Annotated in this window: 4 protein-coding genes and 2 pseudogenes; 4 read left to right on the top strand and 2 right to left on the bottom strand. The window is 65.0% G+C overall.

From position 1 onward, the window contains the following. A pseudogene (locus EN781_RS22605) lies at positions 1-340 on the bottom strand (dipeptide epimerase); the annotation flags it as partial. A gap of 76 nt (positions 341-416) precedes the next feature. Between EN781_RS22605 and EN781_RS22600 the strand changes: the two are divergent. From EN781_RS22600 to EN781_RS22585, 4 genes are all read left to right on the top strand, one after another. Continuing rightward, the gene (locus EN781_RS22600) at positions 417-1,604 is read left to right on the top strand and encodes an ABC transporter permease (RefSeq protein ID WP_126054791.1); all 1,188 of its coding nucleotides are present in this window, start codon (positions 417-419) and stop codon (positions 1,602-1,604) included. Position 1,605: 1 nt separating this feature from the next. Beyond that, the gene (locus EN781_RS22595) at positions 1,606-2,415 is read left to right on the top strand and encodes an ABC transporter ATP-binding protein (RefSeq protein ID WP_126054790.1); all 810 of its coding nucleotides are present in this window, start codon (positions 1,606-1,608) and stop codon (positions 2,413-2,415) included. A gap of 14 nt (positions 2,416-2,429) precedes the next feature. Continuing rightward, positions 2,430-3,803, top strand: a complete 1,374-nt coding sequence (locus EN781_RS22590; RefSeq protein WP_126054789.1) for an MlaD family protein — start codon at positions 2,430-2,432, stop codon at positions 3,801-3,803. Positions 3,804-3,915: 112 nt separating this feature from the next. Next, positions 3,916-4,494, top strand: coding sequence for an ABC-type transport auxiliary lipoprotein family protein (locus EN781_RS22585; RefSeq protein ID WP_245455472.1), 579 nt, complete (start codon positions 3,916-3,918; stop codon positions 4,492-4,494). Positions 4,495-4,601: 107 nt separating this feature from the next. On the opposite strand, the pseudogene EN781_RS22580 reads toward EN781_RS22585, so the two are convergent. Further along, a pseudogene (locus tag EN781_RS22580) lies at positions 4,602-6,289 on the bottom strand (kinesin); the annotation flags it as partial.

The raw sequence follows: 6,289 nt of genomic DNA, 5'->3' as shown, positions 1-6,289 counted from the left end.
CGCATATCGCATCCGCGCCCGGCGTGCCGCTCAACTTCGCTTCCAGACCCCAAAGAGCACAGTCTACGGCGTTTCGCGCCGCGCCCGCCGGCATGGCGGTGAGCAGGGCTGCCCGGTCGATGCCGTCGGCAATCCGGCCGCGCATCTCCTCGATTGCGGCGCGGACGCCCTCCATGGTTTCGCCATAGCGCTTGTAAGGGACGCATTCGCCGCGCCCGGCATGGCGGCCTTCGCTGATGGTTAAGGTGATGACCTCGGCTTCTGTCTTCGAGCCGCGCGAGATGGTGAAGGAGCCGGCAATGGGGAAACGCTCGGATTCGACCGAAATGACACGCGCCATATTTTTCTTCTCAGGCTGTGCGACAACGCGGCGCCGGCAAATGACAGGCCGGTTCCGGCAGGCTAAACAGGACGCCATGTTGACCATCCGCAAACGCGACGCAAGCGGCACGGCCGCCAAGGAGCCAAACGGCCAGCCGCGCATTGCCGTTGGCGAGGAGGGTGGCGTTCTCGGCTGCGCTTTCTCGGGAAGCTGGACGACGCGCACCGTAGCGCTGGTCGACGCCGAGATGCGAAAAATAGAAAAGCGCAGTGGTGTCAAAAGCTTAGCGCTCGATCTTTCACAAATAGAGAAGATGGACACCGCCGGTGCCTGGCTGATCGACCGCCTGGTCAGCGCATTCGAGAAGAAGGGCGTCGAAGTTCAGATCCAGGGGCAGAGCGAGATCGCCGAGATCCTGCTCGGCGCCGTTGGCGACGCTGTCAGGCGCGAGCCCGAATCGGGTCCTGCCGGTCCGCCCAACATCATTATCCGCGGGCTGGAGGCGGTCGGCCGGCGCGTCTATGAGATGCGCGACGATTTCCTGGCCTCGATGAACATCCTGGGCGCCACCATCCGCGGCGCGCAGATGAAGCTTGGCCGCGGCCATGCCGTCAACCCGGCCGCCATCTTCAACCAGATCGACCGCATGGGCGTCGGCGCCATCCCGGTGGTGGTGCTGATGTCGGCCATCGTCGGCGCCATCGTTGCCCAGCAGGGCGCCTATCAGCTCAGCTATTTCGGCGCCGACATCTTCGTCGTCGACCTCGTCGGCGTGCTGATCCTGCGCGAACTCGGCGTGCTGATGACTGCGATCATGATCGCCGGCCGCTCCGGCAGCGCCATCACCGCCGAGATCGGCTCCATGAAGATGCGCGAGGAGGTCGACGCGCTCAAGGTCATCGGCCTGAACCCGATCGGCGTGCTGGTGTTTCCGCGCCTGGTCGCGCTGGTCATCGCGCTGCCGTGTCTCACGATCATCGCCAATTTTGCCGCCCTCGGCGGCGGCATCGTCGCCGCCTGGCTCTATTCCGACATTCCCCCGGCCGCCTTCATCGACCGGCTGCGCGTCGCCATCGATCTCAGCACCATCTTCGCAGGCCTGATCAAGGCGCCGTTCATGGCCATGATCATCGGCACCATTGCTTCCGTCGAAGGCATGAAAGTCGGCGGCAGCGCCGAATCGCTTGGCCAGCACGTAACCGCCTCCGTGGTGAAATCGATCTTCGTCGTCATCATCCTCGACGGTCTTTTTGCCATGTTCTACGCCGCGATAGAGTTCTGACATGGCGACGCGAAACGGCACCGAGGCCAAGGAAACCACCGAAAGCGAGATCGTGCTGTCCGTTCGCGACGTCACCGTCGCCCTGGATGACAAGGTGATCCTCGACAAACTGTCGCTCGACATCACCCGCGGCGAGATCCTTGGCTTCGTTGGCGCCTCGGGCGCCGGCAAATCGGTGCTGTTGCGCACCATCCTCGGCCTGCTGCACAAGCAGTCGGGCACGATCAAGCTGTTCGGCGTCGATGTCGAGAAGGCGAGCGACATTGAGCGCCTGCGCATCGATATGCGCCTTGGTGTGCTGTTCCAGCACGGCGCGCTGTTCTCGGCGCTGACAGTGCAGGAGAACGTGCAGGTGCCGATGCGCGAATACCTCGACCTGCCGAAGAAGCTGATGGACGAACTGGCGCTGCTGAAGATCGAGCTTGTCGGGCTGCCGCCTGACGCGGCGCAGAAATTCCCGTCCGAATTGTCCGGCGGCATGATCAAGCGGGCGGCACTGGCGCGCGCGCTGGCGCTCGATCCGGACATCGTCTTCCTCGACGAGCCGACATCCGGCCTCGATCCGATCAGCGCCGCCGAATTCGACGAGCTGGTGGTCAAGCTGCGCGATACGATGGATCTCACCGTCTACATGGTCACGCATGATCTCGACACGCTGTTCACCGCTTGCGACCGCGTGGCGGTGCTCGGCAAGAAGAAGGTACTGGTCGAAGGCACGATCGACGACATGCTGAAAAGCGAGGAGCCGTGGGTGAAATCCTATTTTCGCGGAAAACGTGCACGGCAACTTGATCTTGCGGCGCGCGCATAGCCATAAGTGGGGCAATGGAAACAAGAGCCAACTACGTCATTGTCGGCATCTTCACGCTGGCCGCGATCCTGGCGGCCTTCGCCTTCGTTTATTGGACGGCGGCGATCGGCGACAAGGGCGAGACGACGCTGCTTCGTGTGCGCATCCCAGGCTCGGCGTCCGGCCTCGGCCGCGGCAGTTTCGTGCTCTTCAACGGCGTCAAGGTGGGTGATGTCAGGCGCGTCTACATCGACGTCGACAATCCGACTGTCGCGATCGCCGACACCGAGATCGACCGGATGACGCCGATCACCAAGTCGACGCAGGCCGATATCGGGCTGGCCGGTCTCACCGGCCAGGCCAATATCGAGCTCAAGGGCGCCGATCCCAAGGAGGTGAAACTTCTTGACCAGGCCGAGAAGGAAGGCAGGGTCGCCGAGATCGTCGCCAATCCCTCCGCCGTCACCAATCTCCTGCAGACCGCGCAGAACATCTTCACCCGTGCCGACAAGGTGCTTTCGGATCTCGAAGGCTTCACCCACGACGTGCGCGGGCCACTGACCGATACGGTCAAGAACGTCCAGACCTTCTCCGATGCGCTCGCCAGGAATTCCGACGGCATCGACAAGTTCCTGTCCAGCGTGAGTTCGCTCTCGGATGAGTTGAAAGGAGTTTCGGGCAAGCTCGACGGCACGTTGAAGGCCGCCGAGGGCCTGCTCAACGCCGTCGACAAGGACCAGATCAAGAGCATCGTCGCCAACGTCGACACGGTGACCGGCAATCTGAAGGAAACCTCCAAGCAGTTCGATACCGTCATCAACAACGTCAACACGGCGGTCGGCTCGATCAACGACTTCGCCCAGAAGACGCAAGGCACGCTGGACAAGGTCAACGGCGTGCTCGATGGCATCGATCCGGCCGAGGTGCGCACGGCGCTGGCCAACATCCAGAAGGCCAGCGACAAAGCCAATCAGGCCGCCGCCGACATCGCCAAGGTCACGAACAAATTCGCCAACCGCGCCGACGACATCGACGACACCATCAAGGACGCCAGGCAGCTGGCGCACCGGCTCAATGACGCTTCGGAGCGCGTCGACGGCATCCTGGCCAAGGTCGACAAGCTGCTCGGCTCGGGTGAGGCGAACGGCGTCATGGCGGACGCCCGCGACACGCTGAAGTCGTTCAAGCAGGTCGCCGACACGCTGAATGCGCGGCTCGGCACCATCACCGACAACCTGGCCCGCTTCTCGGGCCAAGGCCTGCAGAATGTCGAGGCGCTGGTCCAGGACAGCCGCCGCTCGATCAACCGCATCGAGGAAGCGGTGACCGACCTCAGCCGCAATCCGCAGCGCATCCTGTCGGGCGGCGAGGGCGAGGTCCGGCAATATGACGGCAGGGTGCGGCGTTGACTTCGATCTTCGCCCGCCTCAAGAACAGAAAAGACCGCAATTGCGGGTTGATCTTACGATCTGGGGACAACGGGGCTCGCGCGTGACGTCGGTTTGGGCAAGGTCGGTTGGGATGACATCGGCTGCGGCGCTGCTTGCGCTCTCGCTGGCCGGCTGCGCGGCGCTCGGCGCCAAGCCGGCGCCGCTCGACACGTTCGAGCTGTCGGCGCCGTCGATCGACGTACGTGGCCACAGCCGCCGGCAGATCCTGATCACTGAGCCGTCGGCGCTCAAGGCGCTGGACAGCCAGAACATCGTCATCAGGCCATCCGATCTGTCGATCCAGTACCTGAAGGGGGCGCAGTGGGCCGACCGCTTGCCGCTGATCGTGCAGGCCAGGCTCGCGGAAACCTTCCAGCGATCCGGCAGCTTTGCCGGCGTCGGCAAGCCGGGCGAGGGGCTGGCGATCGACTATCGGATCATCGTCGAGGTCCGGACCTTCGAAGTGCGCGTCAATGGCGGCGAGCATGCCGAGGTCGAGCTGTTCGTGCGCCTCCTCAACGACCGCAATGGCGAGGTGCGCGCCGCCAAGAGCTTTACGGCGAGCGCGCCGGTCTCGGGCGGCGGCAACGCCGCTTACGTCAGCGCGCTGGACAGCGCCTTCGGCCAGGCCGCCAAGGACATTGTGCGCTGGACGGATTCGCTGATCTGACGATTCGGTCGGGGCACTGCACACGCCCGGCGGGGCATTGCTTCGATATCATCAAGCACAAAAAAAGCGGGCCATGGCCCGCTTTTTTCTTTTCCTGACGAAGCCGCTCAGTGCAGGCGGCCGCTGGCATGGGCCAGCATGGTGTAGACCTTGCCGGTGTCCGAGGTCAGGTAGGTCTGCGCCATGATGTTGTCGCGGTCGTTGCGCGACACGTCCTTGAGCAGCTTCTCGAAATCGTCGCAGTAGCGGTCGACGGCGGCGCGGAACTCCGCCTCGGCTTGGTACTTGCGGCGGATCTCGTCGAAGGTTTGCTGGCCCTTCAGCGTGTAGAGGCGCCGCGTGAACACGTCACGCTCGCCGCGCCGGTAGCGGTTCCACAGCTCGATCGAGGCGTCGTGGTCGATGGCGCGCGCGATGTCGACCGACAGCGAGTTAAGCGATTCCACGACATGCAGCGGCGAACGCTGGGCCGGAGCCGGACGCGGCGCTTCCGCCGGCGCCGCCGGCCTCAGCTCCTCTTCACGAGACGCCCCGGTCAGGAGATCGCGCACCCAGCCGCCTTGCGGCGTGCGGCCATTGGGCTCGCGGCGCGGGGCCGCTTCGGCCGGACGCTCGAGGTCGAGCGTGCCGCGCAAGGTCGTTTCACCCAGCGGCGCCTGCGGAGCCCGGCGCTCGGGCTGCTGCTGCTGCTGAGCCGGCGGCCGGCGCGGCGGCTCGGCCGGACGGGCCGGCGCCTGAGGAGCGGGGCGCAGGCTGCGCGGCTCCGAGGAGTCGCTGCCGCTGCGGCCGGACTTCGCGACGATGTCGGAGAGCTCCTTGAGCGCGTTGATCTGCTCGGAAACGGCCCGACGTATGGCCGAGGTCGATTCCTTGGCCTCTTCCGGCATCTCGATGACGCCCTTCTTGAGCTCGGCACGCGTCAGGTCGAGCTCGCTCTTGATCGAACCGGCGGTGCGCCGCATCTCCTCGGTCGCGTCGGCGAAACGCTTGGTCGCCGATTCGACCACCTCGGCGATGGCGGTGCGGATCTTTTCCGCCGATTCCATAGTCCGTCCCTCGGCGTTCTGCATCGTCTGGCCGACCAGGTTCTCGAACGAACGCATGACCTTTTCGAGGTCCTCCGACTTCTTGACCAGGCCGACCGCGAGGTCGTCCAGCGACGACTGCCGTTCCAGCGTGTGCTCGAGATTGCTCTGCGCGGAACTGAGCAGGTCCGAGGCGCTGGAGAGCAACCGGCTGTGCTCGTCGAACTTGGTAGCGATCGATGCGACCTCGCGCAGCGTGGCCGACGACAGGTCGGTGAGCCGGGTCGTATTGGAATCGACCAGGCGCGCCGAGCTGGCGAACGTCTGCGCGGCCTTCTCCGTGGTCGTCGCGAAGCTCTGCGTGCTTCCGGTGAGCCGCTCCTCGACATGGCCGAGATTGACCGCCGCCTGATCGATCAGCTGACCGAGCTGGGCGCTGGAGGTGCTCAGGCGGCCGATGAGCTCGGCGACGCTGTCGGCGAGCGTCGAGCGCGCGCCCTCGACGGCCGAGAGGGTCTCGGCCGTGCGGCTGGCGAGCGCGTTGACGAGCGCTGCGTTTTCGCTGCGCAGCTTCTCGGTCGCCCGCTCGGTAACCTCTTCCATGCTCCGCTGCAGCTCCGAGCCACCCTGGGCGAAGCGCTCGACCAGTGGCTTGGCCGTCTCGTCGAGGATCCTCGACATCTCGGCCGAGCGCGCCGCGAGCATCGTGTTGAGCTCGCGGGTGTTGGCGCCGATTGTCTTGGCGGCGTCGTTGGTGCTCTGGCCGATAT

The sequence above is a fragment of the Mesorhizobium sp. M4A.F.Ca.ET.090.04.2.1 genome, from assembly GCF_003999085.1.
In the GTDB taxonomy this organism is placed as follows: domain Bacteria; phylum Pseudomonadota; class Alphaproteobacteria; order Rhizobiales; family Rhizobiaceae; genus Mesorhizobium.
Note: the sequence above shows the minus strand (reverse complement) of the source record. Positions and strands in the feature narration are given on the sequence as shown.